The organism is uncultured Methanobrevibacter sp. (assembly GCF_937881195.1).
GTDB lineage: Archaea > Methanobacteriota > Methanobacteria > Methanobacteriales > Methanobacteriaceae > Methanobinarius.
The window spans coordinates 99,923-121,971 of sequence record NZ_CALGFC010000025.1 but is presented as its reverse complement, the minus strand read 5'-3'; the positions used below and the strand labels follow the sequence as shown (position 1 = coordinate 121,971).

General features: G+C 25.5%; 16 protein-coding genes and 1 pseudogene. 2 read left to right on the top strand and 15 right to left on the bottom strand.

The features are described 5' to 3' along the window. The first annotated feature begins 6 nt into the window (after positions 1–6). Positions 7–1,794 (top strand): hypothetical protein, encoded by a 1,788-nt coding sequence (locus Q0087_RS04060; protein WP_297898398.1) that lies wholly within the window; start codon positions 7–9, stop codon positions 1,792–1,794. 370 nt (positions 1,795–2,164) lie between these two features. Next, the gene (locus Q0087_RS04055) at positions 2,165–2,452 is read left to right on the top strand and encodes a 2TM domain-containing protein (RefSeq protein ID WP_297898397.1); all 288 of its coding nucleotides are present in this window, start codon (positions 2,165–2,167) and stop codon (positions 2,450–2,452) included. A gap of 143 nt (positions 2,453–2,595) precedes the next feature. Here Q0087_RS04055 and Q0087_RS04050 read toward each other — a convergent pair whose 3' ends face one another. The 15 genes and pseudogenes from Q0087_RS04050 to Q0087_RS03980 form a co-directional block, all read right to left on the bottom strand. Further along, a complete protein-coding gene (locus Q0087_RS04050; RefSeq protein ID WP_297898396.1) occupies positions 2,596–3,381 on the bottom strand; it encodes a 4Fe-4S binding protein in 786 nt (261 codons plus the stop codon). A gap of 286 nt (positions 3,382–3,667) precedes the next feature. Next, positions 3,668–4,210, bottom strand: a complete 543-nt coding sequence (gene cgi121, locus Q0087_RS04045; protein ID WP_297898395.1) for a KEOPS complex subunit Cgi121 — start codon at positions 4,208–4,210, stop codon at positions 3,668–3,670. Positions 4,211–4,272: 62 nt separating this feature from the next. Then, positions 4,273–5,793: pseudogene (locus tag Q0087_RS04040) on the bottom strand ((R)-citramalate synthase); the annotation flags it as partial. A 208-nt stretch (positions 5,794–6,001) separates the two neighbouring features. Continuing rightward, the gene (locus tag Q0087_RS04035; protein ID WP_297898394.1) at positions 6,002–7,903 is read right to left on the bottom strand and encodes a right-handed parallel beta-helix repeat-containing protein; all 1,902 of its coding nucleotides are present in this window, start codon (positions 7,901–7,903) and stop codon (positions 6,002–6,004) included. A gap of 546 nt (positions 7,904–8,449) precedes the next feature. Then, entirely contained in the window at positions 8,450–9,526 is a 1,077-nt protein-coding gene (locus Q0087_RS04030) for a TIGR01177 family methyltransferase (protein ID WP_297898393.1), read from the bottom strand. Positions 9,527–9,749: 223 nt separating this feature from the next. Then, entirely contained in the window at positions 9,750–10,535 is a 786-nt protein-coding gene (locus Q0087_RS04025; RefSeq protein ID WP_297898392.1) for a zinc ribbon domain-containing protein, read from the bottom strand. A gap of 205 nt (positions 10,536–10,740) precedes the next feature. Next, positions 10,741–11,667, bottom strand: a complete 927-nt coding sequence (guaA, locus tag Q0087_RS04020) for a glutamine-hydrolyzing GMP synthase (protein ID WP_297898391.1) — start codon at positions 11,665–11,667, stop codon at positions 10,741–10,743. Positions 11,668–12,316: 649 nt separating this feature from the next. Beyond that, positions 12,317–12,577, bottom strand: coding sequence for a hypothetical protein (locus Q0087_RS04015; RefSeq protein ID WP_297898390.1), 261 nt, complete (start codon positions 12,575–12,577; stop codon positions 12,317–12,319). A gap of 182 nt (positions 12,578–12,759) precedes the next feature. Then, on the bottom strand, positions 12,760–13,332 hold the full coding sequence (locus tag Q0087_RS04010; RefSeq protein WP_297898389.1) for a GMP synthase subunit A: 573 nt from the start codon (positions 13,330–13,332) through the stop codon (positions 12,760–12,762). An 850-nt stretch (positions 13,333–14,182) separates the two neighbouring features. Next, positions 14,183–15,112, bottom strand: a complete 930-nt coding sequence (gene trxB, locus Q0087_RS04005; protein WP_297898388.1) for a thioredoxin-disulfide reductase — start codon at positions 15,110–15,112, stop codon at positions 14,183–14,185. A gap of 223 nt (positions 15,113–15,335) precedes the next feature. Next, on the bottom strand, positions 15,336–17,243 hold the full coding sequence (gatE, locus tag Q0087_RS04000; protein WP_297898387.1) for a Glu-tRNA(Gln) amidotransferase subunit GatE: 1,908 nt from the start codon (positions 17,241–17,243) through the stop codon (positions 15,336–15,338). Between the two features lie 213 nt (positions 17,244–17,456). Further along, the gene (gatD, locus tag Q0087_RS03995) at positions 17,457–18,770 is read right to left on the bottom strand and encodes a Glu-tRNA(Gln) amidotransferase subunit GatD (RefSeq protein ID WP_297898386.1); all 1,314 of its coding nucleotides are present in this window, start codon (positions 18,768–18,770) and stop codon (positions 17,457–17,459) included. A gap of 230 nt (positions 18,771–19,000) precedes the next feature. Beyond that, complete coding sequence (locus Q0087_RS03990; protein WP_297898385.1) at positions 19,001–20,500, bottom strand: 2-oxoacid:acceptor oxidoreductase family protein; 1,500 nt, start codon at positions 20,498–20,500, stop codon at positions 19,001–19,003. Between the two features lie 22 nt (positions 20,501–20,522). Beyond that, positions 20,523–21,737 (bottom strand): 3-methyl-2-oxobutanoate dehydrogenase subunit VorB, encoded by a 1,215-nt coding sequence (locus tag Q0087_RS03985; RefSeq protein ID WP_297898384.1) that lies wholly within the window; start codon positions 21,735–21,737, stop codon positions 20,523–20,525. Further along, positions 21,738–22,001, bottom strand: a complete 264-nt coding sequence (locus Q0087_RS03980) for a ferredoxin family protein (protein ID WP_297898383.1) — start codon at positions 21,999–22,001, stop codon at positions 21,738–21,740. Between the last annotated feature and the right edge of the window lie 48 nt (positions 22,002–22,049).

Genomic DNA, 22,049 nt, shown 5'->3' with positions numbered 1-22,049 from the left:
GAAAAAATGAATAAAAAAAATAATATAATATTTACAATAATAATTATTTTTCTGATTCTCTTTTCAATAAATCTAATATCTGCAAAAACAATCAATATTGAAGATAGTTCCAATTATGGTTCTATTAGCAATTCATATGATAATTCGACAAATATTTCTAATAATAGCCCTAACTCTGCTATTAATGAAAACATTCAAAGAATAATTGATAATTCTAATGATGGAGATACAATAAATTTTAAAGGAGATAAATATAATAATTTGACCCTAATAATAAATAAGAAATTAAATATCATAAGTACTGTTAACACTAAAATTGAAAACTCTAATCCTAATAATTCATTAAATACAATCTTTTTAATAAATTCATCAGCTATAGGGACAAATATAACAGGTTTTAATTTTGAAAATATTTATGGGAATATTATTACTATTAATAATTACAAAACTACCACAAAAAGTGTAAAAATCTTCAATAATTTATTTAATTCATGTGAAGAATCATCTATTTATCTGATTAATAGTATTAATATTAATATTTATGAAAATGAATTTAAAAACTCATTTAATGGAGTGTATCTTAAAGATTGTGAGAATATTCTTATAAAAAATAATACTTTTCAAAATAATCAAAATTCAGGGATATATTTAAACAATAATATTGAAAATGTATCTATTAATTGGAATGTTTTTAATAATAATCTTTATGGACTAATCATAAATTCAGAGAATAATGATAATCTGAACATTAATCAAAATACTATAGTTTATAGTATTATAAATGGCATACTATTTGAAGAAAATTTTAAAACAAATGATAATTTTTATCAAGTAAATATTTCTTTAAATGCAATATTTGGTAGTGGAGATAGAAATATTTATGCAGGCCCATGTGATTGCCCAAATATACTTTTAGGAGCAAATTGGATGGGCAGCAATGATTTATCAATGGCAGCTTTGTGTCCTTTAACTGAAGTAACTTTACTTCAAGCTAAACTCACAAAAGATAGTTTTGGCAAATTTTCAGTTTCTATATACTTAGGAAGAAAAAAAATAACTGATATACCACCTATAGAAGTTAAATTTCGACTTAATGGAAACGACTTAGTTTCAACCCAATTAATAAATGGTACAGCATATGTTGACTATAGTGAAAAACTAATTAATCTATTAGAACAAGATAACACAATAACAGCAAGAGTAACACTAGATACATATACAATAAATATTTTAACAAAAGATCTCAAAGAAGAATATGAAAATTTTATTAATGAGGGGAACGGCCAAGGAAATGGCGAAGAGTCTGGACAGAGTAATGGAACTGGAAATGGGACAGGAAATGGTAATGGAACAGGTTCTGGAATAGGAAATGAAACTGGTAACAGTACTGGTGGTGGGACCGAAAATGGAACCGGATCTGGTGATGGTGTTCAGCCAGAATCAGGTGATGGAACAGATACAGGTTCTGAATCTGAAAATGTTCAAAATAATGATAATAAAATAAATCAAGAAAATTCTAATAAAGAATATAGCAATACTCCAAAAGAATCAAGCAAACCAATTACCGCAAAAGCTGGAATGACTCCTGGAGAAAATTCTAAAAACATAGAATCCGCAAATTCAAAAAGTGGAGGTGGATCTTCAGGAGGAGACTCAGATAATAAAGCAAGCGAAATCTCAATAGTTCAAGATACTCCAAAAACAAACGATATATATTATTTACCAATAGTAGCAATATTTTTTTTAATACTCATAGGTTCATTAATATATAACAAAAAAACAAAATTCCGATAAAGAAGAAAAATATAATTATGTAAATATTTATTTTTATTTTTTTATTTATTTTTAGCTAGTTTTAGCTAGTTTTAATTTAGTTTTGCCTATTTTTACCTATTTTTTATTTATTTTTTAAATAATATCATATTTTAAATAGGTTTAATAATATTTATTAAACCAAATTGAAAGTTTTATTTTAATAATTATTTTTATAATTATTCAATTCAGATTATTTATTATATATTAACTATTTCCATATTATCTATATGTGAAAAAGGAATATTAGAAGTTTAAAAATTAATAAAATTTATTTATAACAATTATACTAAAGCAAGGTATATTTAACATTAAAAATAAAAATAATAATAGATTTTAATGTTGTGATATAATGGAAAATTATGATGAAAAAGTTTATAAAAAAGCTAAAAAAAGAGTAGAAGATTTAAAAGGATTTTATATCCATTTAATTACATATATTATAATAAACTTCTTTTTATTTATGATAAACTTAATTTTCACCCCAGGAATATGGTGGTTTCTATTCCCACTTATATTATGGGGAATAGGTTTAGTATTCCATTTCTTAGGGATTTTCGTATTTGAAAATAAAGTACTTGGAAAAGAATGGGAAGAAAAAAAGATAAAAAAATACCTTGAAGAAGAAAATAAAAAATAATTATCTAAATAAATTATAAAATTTAAAAATTAAAATTTATTCTAGAATAAACTAAATATTATTTTGGAATAAATTAAATATTATATTGGAATAGATTAAATTTTATTATGGAATATTTAAATTTCTTGTTTTAAATTCAGAATTTAAATAAATATTTCAGAATTTCTTCTTTCTGAGAAATTTTCTTCTAAAAATTTAGCAAGCCCTAAAATAGTTTCATCTGTATTAAATTTCGCATTTTCAGGACATATCTTTATACATTCACAACAAATAATACATTTATTGGGATCTGTTTCTAATGGATCATCAGTATTTATTGCATTTGTAGGACATTTTTCTACACAATCCATACAAGATGTGCAATTATCATTAGTAGACGGTGCAACTAATGGTAACACTCCTCTTTCTTTATAAGGATAATTTCCTTTGACTTTAATACTTTCAGATGAATCTTCATCAATTAAATCTACTTTTGAAGCGATTAATTTTCCAAAAGCTATTGCTTCATCTAAATCAGCTTCATCAGGCCTATTTGTAGCTACTTTACTTGTAAAAGAATGTTCTCCAATAAATGCACCAGCTGCAATTACATTAAAATTATTTTCATCCAATATATTTCTCATTTCAAGTAATGCATCATCATAATCCCTATTTCCATAAACAGCTACAACAACAGCTTTTGTAGCATTCCCTTTTAAATTATAAACATATTCCTCCACTATTTTAGGAATTCTTCCAGAATAAACAGGCAATCCTAAAATAAAAATATCTTCTTTTGAAAATTCTGGGATTTCATCAATATCATTAATTTTAGTAAAATTTACATTTTTTAGAGATGTTTTAAGTTCCATAGCTACTTTTTGTGCTATTTTTGTAGTTATTTTTTCAGTAGTCCCTGTTGGGCTAAAATAAAAAGCTTTTACTTCCATATTATCATTCCATTTAATAAACTTTCATATAATTCAATTTAATAAACTTTCTTATTATATATAATAAAATTTCTTATAATGTATTATGATAAATTTCATTATTGTTAAAAAGAATGATTATTATTATTATAATAATAACAACAAATTACTATAATAGCATTCCCATATGATAATATTATAATATTATAAATTTTATTAGTATATTAACTAAATATGATTTATAAATAATATTAATTAATATTTAAGAAATGATTAATAATTAAAAAATAATTAATAATTAAATAATTTATAACTCAACTATTAAAGCTGAAGTTCTATCAATTAAAATATCTCCAATATTCATAATAGCTAATTCTTCATCAGAAATATTATAAATATCTTTAAGTATTGGTGTTTTTGGTTTTAAAACATTATCATCCCTAATAAATATTTCAGATAGCCCTTCAATAAAATAATCAGGACAATTAATTAAAACAATAGCTATGTCCATTTCTTTTTCTTTTAATCCTAAAACATTCAAAGCTTTTGATATTTGTCTTTGAGCAGATGTTCTCAAGACTACTTCAATTCCTAAATCATTAGCTAAATTTGTACCCCTTTTAAAAGATAAAATAGCATGAATAACTCCATGTAAAAGATGTTTCTTTCCAGCTATTGCATTTGCATCCATCAATTGGATTATACAATTATTACAACAATTATCCTTAATTGAATCAACCTTTTTTAAGATAGTTGAAATATCATCTATTTTTCCTTTAAATCCAACTATCTCAATACTTTCTTCAATCCCTAGATTTTTAAAAAGGTCTAAATCATCTATATTTTCCAAGATAACACCATTATTATAAAAGATTAGATTAAAAAATGAATTTTGTTCATTTTTAATATTTATTATTTTACATCTTCTAAAAGTCGGTTTACACCACTTAAATATGCTTCAACACTAGCATTAATAATATCTGGTTGTGTACTTCTTGCAGAAATTATCTTATCTCCAAGTCTTAATTTAACAATAACATCAATTAAAGCATCAGTTCCGCCAGTGATTGCATCTACATGGTATTCTTCAAGTTCAACATCTGCAAAGTCAGATATTCCCTTTTTAACAGCAACGATAGCTGCATCAACAGGACCAATACCAACTCCTGCCTCTAAAATATCTTTATCATCTATTTTAAGTTTTATAGATGCAGTAGGAATGACTTTATTTCCAGAAACAATAGTAACTTCTTCAAGTTTAACTTTCTGTTCTCTTTTTAATTCTAGAACATTATAAGCTATAGCTTGTAAATCAACATCAGTAACACACTTACCCATATCACCTAATGATTTAACCTTTTCAAATATTTCTTTAAATTGTTCATCAGTAGCTTTAATTCCAAGTTCATCGAGATTATTTTTTAGTCCTTTAGTTCCAATATGTTTACCCATAATAAATTTTCGCTTATGACCAACAAGTTCTGGAACTATAGGCTCATAAGTAGCAGCATTCTTAATTACACCATCAGCATGAATTCCTGATTCATGCGCAAATGCATTTTCACCCACAATAGCTTTATTAGGTTGTAGATAAACACCAGTAAGTCGTGATACAAGTTTTGATGTTGAATATAACTCTTGAATATTTATATCTGTTTGATAAATTGATGAACCATTATCTTCAGTAGTGTAATTCTGACCTTTACCATATAATGTTTTTAATGAAACAATAATCTCTTCAAGAGAAGCATTACCTGCTCTTTCCCCTATTCCATTTACAGTACAGTGAAATTCACTAGCTCCAGCACGAATTGCTCCAAGAGTGTTAGCTACAGCCAAACCAAAATCATTATGACAATGTACACTTAAAGGTGCTTTTATAGTACTTAATTCACTATAGAATTCATAAGATTTTTCAGGAGTAAGCATTCCAACAGTATCACAAGCACAAATTCTTTGTACTCCAACATCAACCCCACTATTAAAAATTTCCTTTAAATAATTCATATCACTTCTTGTTGCATCTTCTGCAGATAACTCGACTATTAAACCATGATCAAGAGCATATTCAGAAGCTTCAATCGCTTGTGATAAAACTTCTTCCTTAGATTTTTTAAGTTTATGTTGTATATGTAGATTAGAAGTAGGAACAACAAGGTGTACACTATCCACATCACATTCTAAAGCAGCATCAACATCTATTTTAACAGCACGTGCAAAACTTGCTATCTCAGCATTAAGACCTTCACTTGTTATATTTCTAATAGCTTCCCTTTCACCGTGAGAAGTAATAGCTGAACCTGCTTCAATAATATTAACCCCAATTTCATCAAGTTTTGTAGCTATTCTTAATTTTTCACTGGCAGTGAGCGATATTCCAGGAGTTTGTTCTCCATCCCGAAGTGTAGTATCTAATACTTTTATTTTCATCTTATCTCCTAAATCATGAGTGTTTTGATAATAATATCCTTAAAAAGAGATATCATTATTTATTATAAACAAAATATGTTACTTAAAGTTAATATATTTATTTATTAATAAAAAATAAAAATAAAAAATAAAAAATAAAAATAGAATATTATATTTAACTGAAAAACTTAGAATTTAATAATAAATGATGAAATAATAATCCATCATTTATTTATTTCACTAGTTTTGTTGCCTTAATAACATTTTTCTTCCCAGATATCAATATTTCATGTTTTTTCTTTTTAGATATAGTATTATAAGTAATTTTATTGATTTTTCCAACTATCTTAATTGCATAAGATTTATTCTTAAATAATTTGTTTTTTATAATTGTATTCTTATTTCCTTTTACTTCAATTCCATATCTTTTATTATTATCTGCAATATTTTTTGAAATCAAATTTGAATTACCATTTATATAAATCCCAGTAAACTTAGAATAAATCTCATTGGACTTTAAATTGTTTTTACTTCCACTTAGATAAATACCATAGCTTTTAGAAATAACTTTGTTTTTCAAGAAATTGTTATATGATCCAGCAGCTTTTATTCCATATTTACCTTTTGAATTAATTGAATTGGAAGATAATGAATTATAGTTTCTTTTAATATAAATACCATTAGAATTAGTGTTAATTTTATTTTTACTAATTATATTTTTGATTCCATCAATATAAATCCCCATTTTATTGTTTTTTAAAGTGTTGGAAATTACAGAGTTAGAATCATAATAAATCAAAATTCCATAGTTCCCTATGTCATTAATATTGTTATTTGTAATAACATTTTCATATCCTACCAACAAAACTCCCCTATAAGACTTTATTATAATATTATTTTTAATATTATTTTTATTTCCTTCAAAGTCTATTCCAACATATTTATTATTGGTTAATGTGTTTTTTGAAATATCATTATAATTTCCAGAACCTAAAATCCCATAATCTTGATTATTTCTAATATTATTATTAATAATTTTAGAATTAATAGAATTAAAAATATTTATCCCATTTTTATTATTAGATTCAATATTATTATTTTCTATATTGCTTTTTTTAGAATGATCTAAAGAAACACCAATTACATTGTTTATCACTTTATTATTCTTTATGTTAACATCTTCACAAGAATCAACACTTATACCATTATTATTCTTTGAAATATTATTACTTAAAATATCTACATTTGAAGAGTCCTGTATAGAAATACCATCTTCAGCATTACTCTCTACAATATTATTATTAATATAAGCTTTAGAAAAGTTTTCAAGATTAATTCCATTGCCTTTATTCTTTTTAACAATATTATCTTTTATATTAGCACCATTAGAACTTTTATAAGAATTAAGGCTAATACCATTACCCCCATTCTCCTCGACTAAATTATTTAAAGCATCCAAACTGGAATTATTAACTGAAATACCATCTCCATTATTTTTTCTGATTTTATTATTTTTTAAATTAACCGAATCAGATGAAACAACCAAAATTGAATCCCCAGAGTTACTTTCCAAAATATTATTATCAACAATAACATTTTTGGAAGAATTAACATTGACCCCTGAAAATTCGTTATTATTAATAGTATTATTAGCTATGGAAACATTAGTTGCACTCTTAATATCAACTCCATGATTATTATTTGAAATATTATTATTAAAAATCCCAATATTATTTACATTATATGTAGAAATACCCTGATTATAACCAATAATTGTAAAACCAGTGATATTGACACTATTTGATAAAATATTAAAAGCAGTTCCCCACGGCCCACCATTATAAGAACCATTAAGAATAACACCCTCATCACAGGTGAAGCTAACTGCTTTATTAATAGTTAATATAATATTATTATAAACACCACTAATATCGCTTGTAAAATGCAAATTAGTAATATCATTAGTATTATCCAACAAATCTTGAATCATTACAAAATCCCAAGTCTCATTAACAGAATAACTAGCTGCATTAACAGAAGATATAGAAACTACAGCAAACAAAGAAAAAAATATAGTGAAAACCACAATCTTGCTAAAATATTCCTTAAATAGTTTTTTATATTTAAATTGCATAAATTATCATCTCCAAATTACAAATTATAAAAGATTTTTAAGCCTTTATCTCAAAAATGTCTAAGCCATTACTTCTAAAAAAATGTTTAAGCCATTACTTCTAAAAAAAGTTTTTAAGCTATTAGTCTTAAAAGTCATTTTACATAATAACAATTTTAAAGCAAACATTCACTAAGTTTATTTTATATAAATATTATTTAAATAAGTAAGAAAATGATAAAATAATATAATATAAAATAAAAAAATAGCTCTTTTTATACAATAAGCTACAATATATTCTAATTTAGATAAAATATAATTTATTTTATTAAATTTTAAGAATATTGACAGGAATAAAAATCTTATATAATATGATAATATTTAGAATAACTATAATATAAATATATATCCTTTGAAAAATTTAAAAATATAAAGAATAAAAATAGAAAAATTGGAAAAATATAAAAAATATAAAAGTTGAAAAATATAAAAATATAAAAGTTGAAAAATATAAAAATATAAAAGTTGAAAAATGCAAAAAATAATATAAAATAGAAATATTGATTTTTACTTAATTTTACATATAACAGAAATAATTCTTGTTAAACTTTTATGCATTTTAATTTCATGTCTTTCTAGTAATTTAAAGTCAAATTCATCCAATATAGGATCTATATCAAGATAATGAGGATGAGCAATACAAAGATATGCATTTTCTTTCATATTATAATCAATTGACTCTAAAAATTGATGAAATATCTTACCACTCTTTTCGCCACCAGTTGAAGTTGAAATACCATAAGGAGGATCAGTAACAACTGCATCAACTTTTTCGTATAACTTTAATTCTCTTACATCAATATGGTGAGCTTCAAAATCAGTCTCATTAATATCACAGTAATCAAGATCCCTACAATAATTAAGATTAATTAATGTTCCATTCTTCATTTTCCAATTGATATCAGAACCAATAAGTTTAGCCCCAACCATAGCTCCCTCAATAAGAATACCACCAGTGCCACAAAATGGATCTAAAAGAAGTTGATTTTCTTTTATATGTGATAAATTAACCATACAACGAGCTAATTTAGGACTCATGGATCCTGGATAAAAGAAAGGGCGTTTATGAGGTTTTAGATTTTGAAAATGTTTTTTGTTTAGTTTAAATCTTTCAAGCCCTGTAAAAACTTCTTTTTTTGTAGCTACAACCCTAATAAATGAGTTTGGATCCTTTAAATTTACTTTAAATTTGTTTTCTTCATTAGAATTATCAGAATTTAAAACTAAATGACCTAATCTTCGTTCTATAGAGGTTGTATCAATATCAACTTTTTCAAATCGTTTAATTCTAACAACAAAATCTTTTTCAATATATCTCTCCCAATTAACATTTTGAAAAACATTTTCAAGATTATTTAATTCTGTCCTAAATATCAACTCATGAATTTCATGAGTGTAAGCTAATCTTCTAACTAATATTTTATAATTTTTGTAAAAATCGTATTCATCTAGTGATTTTAATAAAATTAAACCTTGAGTAATAACTTCAAGTTCACAATCAATATTTTCAGTAGATAAAACAGCTTTTAACTCAGCCAAAGGAAGAGTTTCATGTTCTTGGGATTGTATAATAAGTAATTCCATTAATAAAACCAACTTGAATAAAAATAAAAAATCAAATTATATATTAAATCTTTTTAAATAAAATAAGCACTGGTATTTTAAATTATAATTTAATATATCAAATCATATAATACAATATTTCTAAATTATAAATTATATAAATTAAATCATAACACTAATCAAAATTGAAAATTTATTTAGTTTTTTAAATTGATTTCTTAATCAATAAACTAAATAAAATAATTTAAACTGAACCTGAAATTACCATAAGCATTGGGAATATAATAAAAATGTAAATTACCCACAATAATATTCCAAAAAATAATACAATCCTCTCTGAACCACTAAATGTTCTTCTTACAGGAAGATTAGGCTGTTTAAATCTCCAAAGTTCATTAATAACTTCTTGAACATTTATGAAAACCCAAAAGCTAAAAATGCTAATTGGGCCTAGAAATATCATTATTAATGTATTTAATGATGGAGAATATGACTCAATTCCTTCTTTTTCAATATTATTATTTATTTTTGATAATAAATCATAGAAAACAAAAATATTAAGTATTGGAATTAATAATAAGATAGTTCTTAATCCAGGACTATTATCATGGCCAAGATCATCTCTTAAATAACAGCTATTTTTATAAAACCAATAAAAGCCATAAAGCCCCATTGTTAAAAATAACAATAAAAATAATCTTCTTATTGGAATAGCGTTTGAATATTCAATATTCTTCTTATTATCTGATGAATCATTTTTAGTATTTTTTAAAGATTTAGTATCTATAACTTCTTTTTTAATAGGGTTTTCAAGTTCCATATTATTATTATTCAATCTTTCTTGTGAAACATAATTGTTTGGAATATGATTTCTTGAAACAGAATTATCTCCTAACCATTCTCCACAATGTTCACACCTTGTAACCCCTGCAGAAACTTTTTCACCACAATACATACAATAATTAAAATCTTTATCTTCCATGATACCACTAAAGTCCATCCATAAAACTATAAATTGTCCCCATATCATAAAAATATAAATTATCTTCACAAATAATGTATAATATTGATATGATTAATAATATAGTCAATAATATAGTCAATAATATAATTAATAATATAATTAATAATAAAATATAATATAATTTTAATATAATATAATAATATAATATAATTTTAATATAATTAATAATAAAATATATAATAAGATTTTTAAATTAATAACCATTTAATATTTAAGCAAATTCAATTGTGCTTGGTGGTTTATCACTTATAGATAATGAAACATGAGTAACTTCCGAAACTTCAGAAGTAATTCTTTTAGATATAGTTCTAACAACATCCCATGGCAATTCTGGAACATAAGCAGTCATAGCATCTACAGATGCAATCATTCTCAAAACAACCAAATAACCAAAATCTCTTTGATCTCCTTTTACACCAGTTACTTTAGTATCTGTTAAAACTGCAAAATATTGCCATAAATCTTTATCAATACCATTTTTGATTATTTCTTCACGAACAATACTATCTGCTTTTCTACAGATTTCTAATTTTTCTTCTGAAAGTTCTCCTACAACCCTAACAGCAAGACCGGGTCCTGGGAAAGGTTGCCTATAAACAAGTTCATCAGGAAGACCTAATTCCAAACCAATTTCCCTAACTTCATCCTTATATAAATCACGAACAGGTTCAACAACTTCTAAAACCATACCTCCAGGTAAAGCAAGATTGTGGTGAGATTTTATTTTACCTTCACTTTCAATCCAATCTGGGGCTATTGTACCTTGAACAAGGAATTTAGCTTCTATTTTTTCTGCTTCTCTTTCAAAAACATCTATAAAAATTTTTCCAATAATCTTTCTCTTTTCTTCAGGATCTTCTACTCCAGAAAGCGCCTCTAAAAATTCATTACTTGCATCAACATAAACAAAATTTAGCCTATCTTCAAAAATATTACAGACTTCTTCAACTTCTCCTTCCCGAAGAAGGCCATGATCAACAAAAACTGCAACTAAATTATCCCCAATAGCTTCTTTAACTAAAACAGAACATACTGAGCTATCGACCCCGCCAGATAAGGCAATTATTGTTTTTTCACCATTAATTTCATTTTTGATACTTTCAATGGATTCTTTTATAAATTCCGATGGGTTAAACATGTGATGACACCTATTAAATAAAATTATAATATTAAAAAATATAATAAGTAAAATTTATTATAAAACAATTAAACAATTTGAATTCATATATAATAACCCATTAGTGTCTAAAAGTTTATTAAAACAATTATAATACGAAAATTTTTAAAACAATATGCAATAAAAATTAGTTATATACTTTCTTAAATAAATAAAATTTAAAAAATGTTAATTTTATTAGAAATTTATATTTCTATTAAAATATAACCTATTTTATTAAAAAGATTTATATTAACCAATAACATATTCTTATATATGATAACACTTGGAAATATATTAATTATTTTAGTATGTCTTTTTTTAGCATATATTGCATATAAAGTCCTAAGATGGTTAGCTCCAGTAATAATTGTTATTTTAATAGCATATTTAATTTATATATTTTTATTTTAAAATTATGATTTTCCTAATTCAAATAAAAATTAAAAACTATTTAGGTAGAAATCTTAATTTTAAATATTATTTTATTAATAATAACAATGATAATGAGCAAAATATAATTAATTTATAGATTTGATTTAATAATTAAAATTTTATTATAAATTTTGATTAAAATTTTAATTTTAAACAGTTATTTCTAAAAATTTCTAATTATTATCTTTATTGAAAATTATTCTTCATCCTCAGATGGCTCAAAATTCTCAATAACCTTTTTTATAAGGACTTCAAGACTATCATCTCTGCCAAGCTCTGAAGCTTCAATCATATCTTCATATTTAATAAATTTTTCTATCTTGACAGCTTTTTCACCAATTCCAGAAATCCTAAAATTTTCTTCAGAATCTCCTATTGTAACAGATAAACCTTCTCTTTTAATTTCTTGTTTATAATCCACTGCTTTGTTTTTTAATTCTTCAAAATTATCAATCATCATTATACCTCAAATCTTATTCATTTATCATTTTTTTATCTAATTATGAGTTAATAATTAAATATTTTTATTTATAATCATAGTGCAAATATAATAATAATAATAGTTTTTTTGTTTATATAATTATTATTTATGTTATAATTACTTATAAAAGTTATATTAAGTTATTTATAAATAATTTTTTATATTTTATTTTCACAAATTTTTAGGAAATTTTTAAAAATAAATTCTCCTTCAGGAGTGTGATGAACCTCAGGATGGAACTGGATTCCATAAATATCCTTTTCAATGTGTTTCATAGCTTCAATATCACATATAGAAGATTTAGCTAATATTTTGAAATCTTTAGGTAATGTTTTAACTTCATCTTTATGAGATGTCCAAACTTTCATAGGAGAAGAAATTCCTTCAAAAAGATTATCTTCATCTATAATATCAATTTCAATTTGAGCATAACTTTCTGTTGAAGAACTTGAAACATCGCCACCAAATGATTTAGCTATAAGCTGATGACCCAAACATATACCCAAAATAGGGACATTAATATCATCAAAATTATCTATATATTCCGAACTATTTCCTGATTCTTCAATAGAAGGACCTCCACCAAAAATCAATCCCATTGGTTTTTTTTCCTTAATTTCTTCTATTGAAAGTTCATTTGAAACTAATTCATAAGGAATATTGAGATATTTTAAACTTCTCCCAATTCTATGATTATATTGACCTTTATTATTAATAATTAGAATTTTCATATTTTTACTCTTTATTATTTAATCTTTTTATTATTAATTTATAATTATTATTCAGACAAGTAAAATTATATAATATCCAAAATATATTTTGTAATTAGCATTCAAACAATTATAACAAAATAAATATCCAAAATATATTCATTATTAAATAAAAGATTAACATTAATATAACTAATTTAATATATTCTTATTTAATATATGCTAATTTAAGATATTCTTATTATAATATTCAATATTTTAATTATTTAATATATTACTAAAATATAATATAGTGGAATATAATTTATTAATATATAATATATTGAAATATAATATATTAATATATAATATAGTTAATTTTTATTATATTTAAAAATTTTAATTAATATTTGATTATTAACAGTAAATTAAACATATTTATTAATTAATATCTTAATTATATAATCTCTTAGTAAAGTTATATAAGACAAAATATAAATTCAAATTATTTATATAGTACTTTTTATAAATAAAATAATCATGGAACTTCAAGATTTAATATATATGATAGTAGCTGTCTTAATTGGGGCATTAATTGTTTATATATTTTTATGGATAATACCAATACTTTTACCAATTATCATAGTTTTAATAATAGCTTTCTTGATTTATAGCTATTTTAAATCTAATAAATATAAAAAATATTAATAATTATTAAAATATTTATATAATTATAAAAATTATCCATATATTTTTTTATAATCTCCAAATTGTTAATATTAATTAAATAGCCTATAAGCTAGTTTTATGATTAAATATAAAGACTAAAATATAATTATATAATTATATAATATATAATATAATATAAAAAAATTAAAATTATAGGCTTATACTATTCTATTTCTCTATTTTTAGTTTGTTCAAGATCTTGATATGCATAAGTTGCAGCTATCGCACCTTCACCACAAGCAACAACCCATTGTTTTACACCACCAGTTACATCACCGATTGCATAAACATTATCAACATTAGTTCTTTGTGTTTTATCAACAATTATTTGGTTGTATTTATTAACATTAACACCTAATTCTTTAGCTAAATCACTTGAAGGGATATCACCAATAGCTACAAAAATTCCTTGAACTTTTAACTCTTCTTTAGAACCATCTTTAGTATTTGATAAAACAACGGACTCAACCATTTGATTACCTTTTATTTCTTCTACTTTAGAATCCCAAATAACTGGTATTTGTTTTTCATCAAGTTTATCTTGAAGATATTTTTCAGCTCTAAATTCATCTCTTCTATGAACAACAGTAACATTACATCCAACATTATGTAAAAATATAGCTTCCTGAAGAGCACTATTTCCTCCACCAATCATAAGAATATCTTTATCTTTATAAAGTAATCCATCACAAGTAGCACAATAAGAAACACCTAGCCCTTTAAATTCTTCCTCTCCGGAAACACCTAATTTCCTATGAGTGGTTCCAGTTGCTAAAATAACTGATTTTGCACAATATTTATTATTAGAAGTTTTAATAATTAATCCATCAGTAGTTTTATTGATAGATTCAACTCCTTCCATTTCATATATAGTAGCATTTCTTTCAGTTTGTTTTTTCATTTTAGCTATTAAACTCATGCCCGCTATTAAATCAAACCCTGGATAATTTTCCATCGAAGGGACCATTAAACCAGAACCTCCAGTAAGTCCTTTATCTAATAATAAAGTTTTTGTTCCTTGCCTTCCAGCATATAACCCTGCTGTTAAACCTCCAGGACCTGCGCCAATAATTACAATATCATATTTTTCCATTTTATCCCAAAACCCTTATTTAATATATTATTAACTTATTTATATACTATTTAGAAATTAATCAATTTTAATCAATAATTTTAATATTTATCAAATTTTAATAAAGATTGATACCATTTAAAATATAATAAAATATATAATAATAATATTGTGTCAACTAGACTATTTATTATATGTAATTTAAATTAAATTAATTTTTCTATCTACTTTTTAAGAATGATAATTAAATTAATTTTTCTATCTCCTTTTTAAGAAGATTATTTACAACTTTTCCATCTGCTTTTCCTTTAAGTTTTCCCATTGCCATTCCCATTAATGGGCCAATAGCACCCATTTTCCTTTCTTGAATCATTAAATTATTTTCAGCTACAATATCTTTAATAACATCTAAAACATCTGACTCATCAATTAATAAAAGGTTTTTATTTTTAGCTATTACTTCCGGATTTAGATTAGGATTTTTAGTCAATTCAATAATGATTGGAGTTACACCATCTTTTGAAATTTTTGAATCTGAAAGTAGAGTAAAAATATCAATTAATAAATTATTAGTTATATTTGATATTTCATACCCTTCTCTTTTAATCTCTTTTAAATCATAAGCCAAAACAGAAGCAATAGTCGTATAATCAACATTGGAATCAGAAATTTTTGAAATAATAAATTCAAAGTCATCAGCTTTAAGTCTTCTTACTAGCTGATTAGCTAAATCATCACTTAGATGATATTCTTTAATTATTCGCTCTTTTTTTACATCAGGAAGTTCAGGTAAATTATTTTTTATCTGTTCTATTGAATCTTTTTCAATTTTAAATAGAGGAATATCTGTTTCAAGGTACATCCTATTAGAAGTTGGTAATGGTCTCATATATTCAGTATTTCCATCATCAAGAGATTTTCTAGTTTCCTCAATAACCCCCTCAAATGCCATATTTGCCCTTCTTATGACTTCTTCTAATGCAGATGTTGTTACATCATCATCATGAGCAACAATAATAATAGCATCATTATCATCAACTTTTAGATATTTTCGCATTGATTCAACTTCTTCTTTAGTAATACCATAAGCAGGAAGTTCATCTGTATGAAAAATACCGGAAACTCCTCTTTTTTTGGCATAACTAGCAATTTCAGTTCCAAATCTTCTATTTTCTTGAACTTCCAAACCAATAAGTCCATTAAATCCTTTTAATATTACTCCTTTTACTGATTCAGCAGCAGAAATAATCTTTGAAGAGCTATTTTTAAAAATAGAGTTTAAGTCGTAAATTTCATCAATAACTTTTGCATTTCGTTTTTCAAGCTCTTCTTTAATATAAACTAATTTTAGCTGTCTTTGTACTTCATTTTCAACTATTTTAGGCATTAAATCAAGATTTTGAACACCTTTAATTTCACAACGAGCTCCTTTAGCTATAGAAATATTTAAATCTTGTCTTATAGTACCCAGTCCTCTTTTAACATTAGTACTTCTTAAAACTTGACCCAATGCATAAGCTACTTCTTTTACTTGTTCTGGGTGGTGAATTGAAGGATCTGTTGTGATTTCAACTAAAGGAATACCTAATCTATCCAATCTAAAATGAGTATAATTATTTGACTTTTCTTTATTAGAATCATTGTTTTTACTATCAATTGCAACTCTTTTAGAAGCATCTTCCTCTAAACAGAGATTTTCAATAGCAACTTTTCCATGAGGAGTATCAAGATAACCATTAGTAGCCACAAGTCCTGTACGCTGAAAACCTCCAGTGTTACTCCCATCAATTACCTGTTTTCTCATTGTGTGGAATTCATCAACCATATGCATATTAAGTAATGTAGCAATAACCATTGAAAGTTCTAATGCCTCTAAATTTAAATCATGAGGAGGTTCATCATCTGTTTCAACAAGACATGTGTGATAATTATAAGTTTCATAATTAAACTTCATTTTTCTAAGAGATTCTTGAAGAGCTGCTCTATCAATCTGACCTAATTCACTTTGAGTTGGTCTTAAATTTCTTTTAATTTCCTTATCAAATTCTTCATCGACAAGTTCTGTTGCGCATGGGCAAAATAACTTATGTTTAGTATTCAGCTGTTGATGGATTTCTAAACCCATTTTAAGACCTAATTCACTCCAATTCATAAAAACACACAATCCTAATAATAAAATAACCTTAAAATTATATTCAATAAGTGTAAATTTTCATTATTTAACTAAAATTTCCTTATTTAACTAAAATTTCCTTATTTAACTAAATTTTCATTATTTAACTAAAATAATATTATATATTAAATACTTTACAAAAATTAATAAATAAAAATAATTAATCTGAAAAAGAATATTAATCTAAAAAAATTAGTTTAAAAAATGTTTTAAAGAAGATTTTTCAGATAATTCTCCAGCAATATTTGTATTCATAATTTTTTCAACTTCTTTCAAATCATCACTTTGACCTAGAGCCCAGCAAAGTTTTACATAAGCAACTTCAGGAATCATATCTCCTCCAGATATAACATTGGCATTTATTAACTTTCTCCCAGTACTGTAAACATTCATATTTATTTTACCATAAATACACTGTGAAGTCATTACAACAGCTATGTTTTCCTCATTTGCTCTTTTAATTGAATCAATCATATAATCAGGAGTATGGCCAAGACCAGTTCCTTCAATAACCATTCCTTTGTAACCTTTATCAATATGATAATCAATAATTTCACTTTGAATACCGGGGAAACTTTTTATAATAGCGGTTTTAGATTCTAAATCATCCATTAAATTTAATTCTTTAGAATTTCTTTTATTATAAGTAATATTTGAATTAATTTTTACTATTTTAGAATCTTTTAACCTTGCAATAGGTTCAGAATTTATACTTCTAAAAGTATCTCTCCTACTAGTATGCATCTTACGAACTTTTGTTCCTTTATGAAGATTGCAATAATTATCATCTAATCCTTCATGCATGCAAACAGTAACATCAGCAATATCAGATTTAGCAGCACCAACAGAATTAAATAAGTTTAAATAAGCATCTGTAGAAGGCCTATCAGAACTTCTTTGCGCACCAGTAACAACAATAGGCACAGGAGTATCAATGATAAAACTAAGAGCTGCTGAAGTATAGTGCATAGTATCAGTTCCATGAGCTACAACAACACCTTCTGCACCATTAGAAATTTCATTAGCTATTGAATTAGCTGCTTCTATCCAATATTCAGGCCTCATATTTTCACTTAAAATATTATAAAGAGCTTTAACTTCATAGTTAGCAAGGTCTAAAAGTTCAGGATTTGCCCTAAGCAAATCATCAGCAGTAAAAGCAGGATGAACAGCACCAGTTTTATAATCAATTATAGATGAAACAGTCCCCCCTGTAGATATTATAGATATATCCATCTTATTTGAATTTTTTTCGATTTCAAGAGAGTCATATTGAATTTTAGGTTTTTCACCTTTTTTTATTAGTTCAATTTTAGCATTTAAAATGTTGATGCCTAAATTATACCCACTATCAAGCTTTAGAACTATATATTCATCATCCGCATCTTCAGACCTATCTAACAATATACCTTCATAAAAAACTTCTTCTTTCTCTACTTTAACAGTATCTCCAATAGAAACATTAGCAGAATCTAAAAAACTTTTAGCTAACTTTTTATAAGACATTTAATCACTCTAATAATAATAATAATTTTAAATATAATTCAAATATTCATGATAAAATTCTAAACAATATAATATAATTAAATAATAAAGTTTATAATAAAATTAATAATATTAACTAATAAAATTAAGAATAAATAATAATAATATTAAATAATATAATTAAATATAAGATTAAGTATTAAAATTAAATAATAAAACTAAGTACTAAAATTAAATAATAAAATTAAGTACTATACATATTTATTTTTATTCTCTTTCATCCATTTAGCTCCAGCTTCTAAAACATCAATATTTAACTGAATTAATTTTGGTTTAGATGAGAATATTTCTCTTATTCCTTCTTTATATGCATTTTCTGAAATTAAATCTCCAATTTCCATAAGACATCCCAGAATAGCAGTATTAAATGCTTTTGGATTTCCCATTGAATTAGCTATATCTAATGCAGGAATAGGAATTATTTGTATTTTTTTATCTTTAATAACTTCAGAATTATCTAGATCATTTATATCTAATTTACCAACTCTAGAGTCATAAAAAATAATACCATTATTCTTTATATATGGTGCAAATTTCTCAAGTGCTGGTCTATTAAGTGCTATAAGAACATCAGATTTATCAACAACTGGAGACCCTATAACATCACCAGATATAACAACAGAACAATTTGAAGTTCCACCTCTTTGTTCAGGACCATAACTAGGATACCATGAAACACTTTTTCCATCATTACAAGCAGCTTGAGCAAGAGTAAGTCCTGCACTAAGGACACCTTGACCACCAAAACCTGCAATCTTTACGTTTACTGGTTTAAAATCAGGGTCAATTTTAGTTTCAATAGGATTATTCCTATCAATATTAAATATTTTATCTAGGCTATCAATAGAAAAATCAGAAATACCTCTTTCAATTTTTTTTCGTTCAGTTGATACATCTCTGAAACGTTTGACTGGAAATTCTTTTTCCATTTGTTCCTTAATAAATTTTTCAGCACCTTCAGCATCTTGTCTTAGATTAGTTGGACAAGGAGAAAGTACTTCAACAAAACAATACCCCTTACCTTCTTTTTGAATCTTTAAAGCTTTTTTAACAGCTATTTTAGCTTTTCTAATAGATTTAACATCAGCAAGAGACACTCTTTCAATGAAAACAGGTGCTTTTAAATTATCAAGAAGTTCACACATATGCATAGGATAGCCAGTAAATTCTGGATCTCTTCCTGTCTGAGATGTAACAGTTACTTCACCGACAAGAGTAGTTGGAGCCATCTGCCCCCCAGTCATTCCATAAACAGTATTATTAACAAAAAATACTGCTAATTTTTCTCCACGATTAGCTGCTTGAATAGTCTCATTTAAACCAATAGAAGCCAAATCACCATCTCCCTGATATGACATTACAATAGCATTATCTTCAGCCCTAGATATACCAGTACCTACTGCAGGAGCTCTTCCATGTGCAGTTTGAACATTACCACAATCAAAATAATAATAACCGAATACAGCACAACCAACTGGAGAAATCATCACTCCCCTATCTTGTATTTCAAGTTCATCCATTGCTTCTCCAATAAGTTTATGTAAAATGCCATGACCACAGCCCGCACAATAGTGAGTGACTTTTGTGAAAGATTCTCCTTTACGTGAAAATTCATCATATAAAGAATCTGGTTTTTTGATAATTTTTGTTTCATAATCATTATTAAAATTGTTTGTTTCATCAGAATCCATTTATTAACCTCCCAAAATTCAATTAATCAATGATTTGATATTTGATATCATCCTCATCGATTTCATCCTTATAGTTAGAATCAATATAAGGTTTATCATATTTATCATCATCATCTTTATAAGGATATTCTTTAGCTAATTTTATCTTACAATTTTCACATTCAGCTAAATCATATATTTTTTCAAGAATGTCTTTAACTCCAATTAAATTTCCGCCCATCCTATTAACTAAATGTATATCCTTACAATCAGATATAGCGCAATTAACTGCTAATTTTATATCTTCTCTCATTTGCCCATTGCTCATTTCAACAGATATAAATTCACAACCCTTTTTAGCTAATTTAGCAATTTCTTTATTTGGAAATGGGAAAAGAGATATTGGTCTAAGCAAACCTACTTTAATTCCAGATTCTTCTCTTGCAATATCAACTGCAGATCGAGCTAACCTACTACTTATACCATAAGCCACAATTATTATTTCTGCATCCTCAATATCATTACCTGAAACCATATATTCCTCAAAATCAACTTCATTATCTTCTATTTGATTAAATTTAGTTTGAATTTCCTCATTAAATTCTTCAAGTTGGTCGAAATCAAGGAAAATAGAAGTTACAAGATTATTCATTGTTTCTTTACTTCCCCTGACAGCCCATTCATTATCCGGAGAGTGATTAATAGCTACTTGAGGAAATCTAAGAGGCTCTGCCATTTGCCCTAAGACGGCATCAGCTAAAACAACAACAGGGTTTCTGTACTTATCAGCAAGCATAAACGCTTTCATTGTAAGATCACACATTTCTTGAACACTATTTGGTGCAAGAACTATATTTTTGTAATTTCCATGACCTCCACCTTTAACAATTTGATTATAATCTCCTTGCTCTGGTCCAATATTACCAAGACCCGGGCCAGCCCTCATAATATCAACAATAACAGAAGGAAGTTCAGCTCCAGCAAGAAAAGTTATTCCTTCTTGTTTTAAACTAATTCCTGGTCCAGATGAAGCAGTCATAACACGATGTCCAGTAGCAGCTCCTCCATAAACCATATTAATAGCTGCCTCTTCACTTTCAGCCTGAACAAACTTTCTCCCTACCATTGGAAAATATTTGGAAGCTTCATGTAATATTTCACTTGCCGGAGTTATAGGATAACCAAAAAAACAATCACAACCTGCATACATAGCCCCAATAATAACTGCAGTATTTCCTTTAATCATTTGACTGGCCATTTAATCATCCTCCTTTTTATTAGATTTTATTCTTTTAGGTATATGAACCTCAACAGCTAATGGTTCAGGACAGGTATAATAACAATCTCCACAACCATTACATCCTTTTCCCTTATATACTACATAATTATAACCACTATCATTAATATCCTTACTTATTTCAAGAGCATTATTTTTACATGCAATAACACATCTGTTACAAGATTTACACTCTTCTTTATGAATAATAGGAAAAGGTTTAGGTCTTTCTTTAGATTTTGTCATTTCTAACACCAAATTCATTATTATTTAATTTATTAGTATGATATAGTA

Bases quoted from the DNA above. Each gene is read 5' to 3' on its own strand.
- Q0087_RS04060 (WP_297898398.1), top strand. From the start codon at position 7: ATGAATAAAAAAAATAATATAATATTTACAATAATAATTATTTTTCTG.
- Q0087_RS04055 (WP_297898397.1), top strand. From the start codon at position 2,165: ATGGAAAATTATGATGAAAAAGTTTATAAAAAAGCTAAAAAAAGAGTA.
- Q0087_RS04050 (WP_297898396.1), bottom strand. From the start codon at position 3,381: ATGGAAGTAAAAGCTTTTTATTTTAGCCCAACAGGGACTACTGAAAAA.
- Q0087_RS04035 (WP_297898394.1), bottom strand. From the start codon at position 7,903: ATGCAATTTAAATATAAAAAACTATTTAAGGAATATTTTAGCAAGATT.
- Q0087_RS04030 (WP_297898393.1), bottom strand. From the start codon at position 9,526: ATGGAATTACTTATTATACAATCCCAAGAACATGAAACTCTTCCTTTG.
- Q0087_RS04025 (WP_297898392.1), bottom strand. From the start codon at position 10,535: ATGATATGGGGACAATTTATAGTTTTATGGATGGACTTTAGTGGTATC.
- guaA (WP_297898391.1), bottom strand. From the start codon at position 11,667: ATGTTTAACCCATCGGAATTTATAAAAGAATCCATTGAAAGTATCAAA.
- Q0087_RS04015 (WP_297898390.1), bottom strand. From the start codon at position 12,577: ATGATTGATAATTTTGAAGAATTAAAAAACAAAGCAGTGGATTATAAA.
- Q0087_RS04010 (WP_297898389.1), bottom strand. From the start codon at position 13,332: ATGAAAATTCTAATTATTAATAATAAAGGTCAATATAATCATAGAATT.
- trxB (WP_297898388.1), bottom strand. From the start codon at position 15,112: ATGGAAAAATATGATATTGTAATTATTGGCGCAGGTCCTGGAGGTTTA.
- gatE (WP_297898387.1), bottom strand. From the start codon at position 17,243: ATGAATTGGAGTGAATTAGGTCTTAAAATGGGTTTAGAAATCCATCAA.
- gatD (WP_297898386.1), bottom strand. From the start codon at position 18,770: ATGTCTTATAAAAAGTTAGCTAAAAGTTTTTTAGATTCTGCTAATGTT.
- Q0087_RS03990 (WP_297898385.1), bottom strand. From the start codon at position 20,500: ATGGATTCTGATGAAACAAACAATTTTAATAATGATTATGAAACAAAA.
- Q0087_RS03985 (WP_297898384.1), bottom strand. From the start codon at position 21,737: ATGGCCAGTCAAATGATTAAAGGAAATACTGCAGTTATTATTGGGGCT.
- Q0087_RS03980 (WP_297898383.1), bottom strand. From the start codon at position 22,001: ATGACAAAATCTAAAGAAAGACCTAAACCTTTTCCTATTATTCATAAA.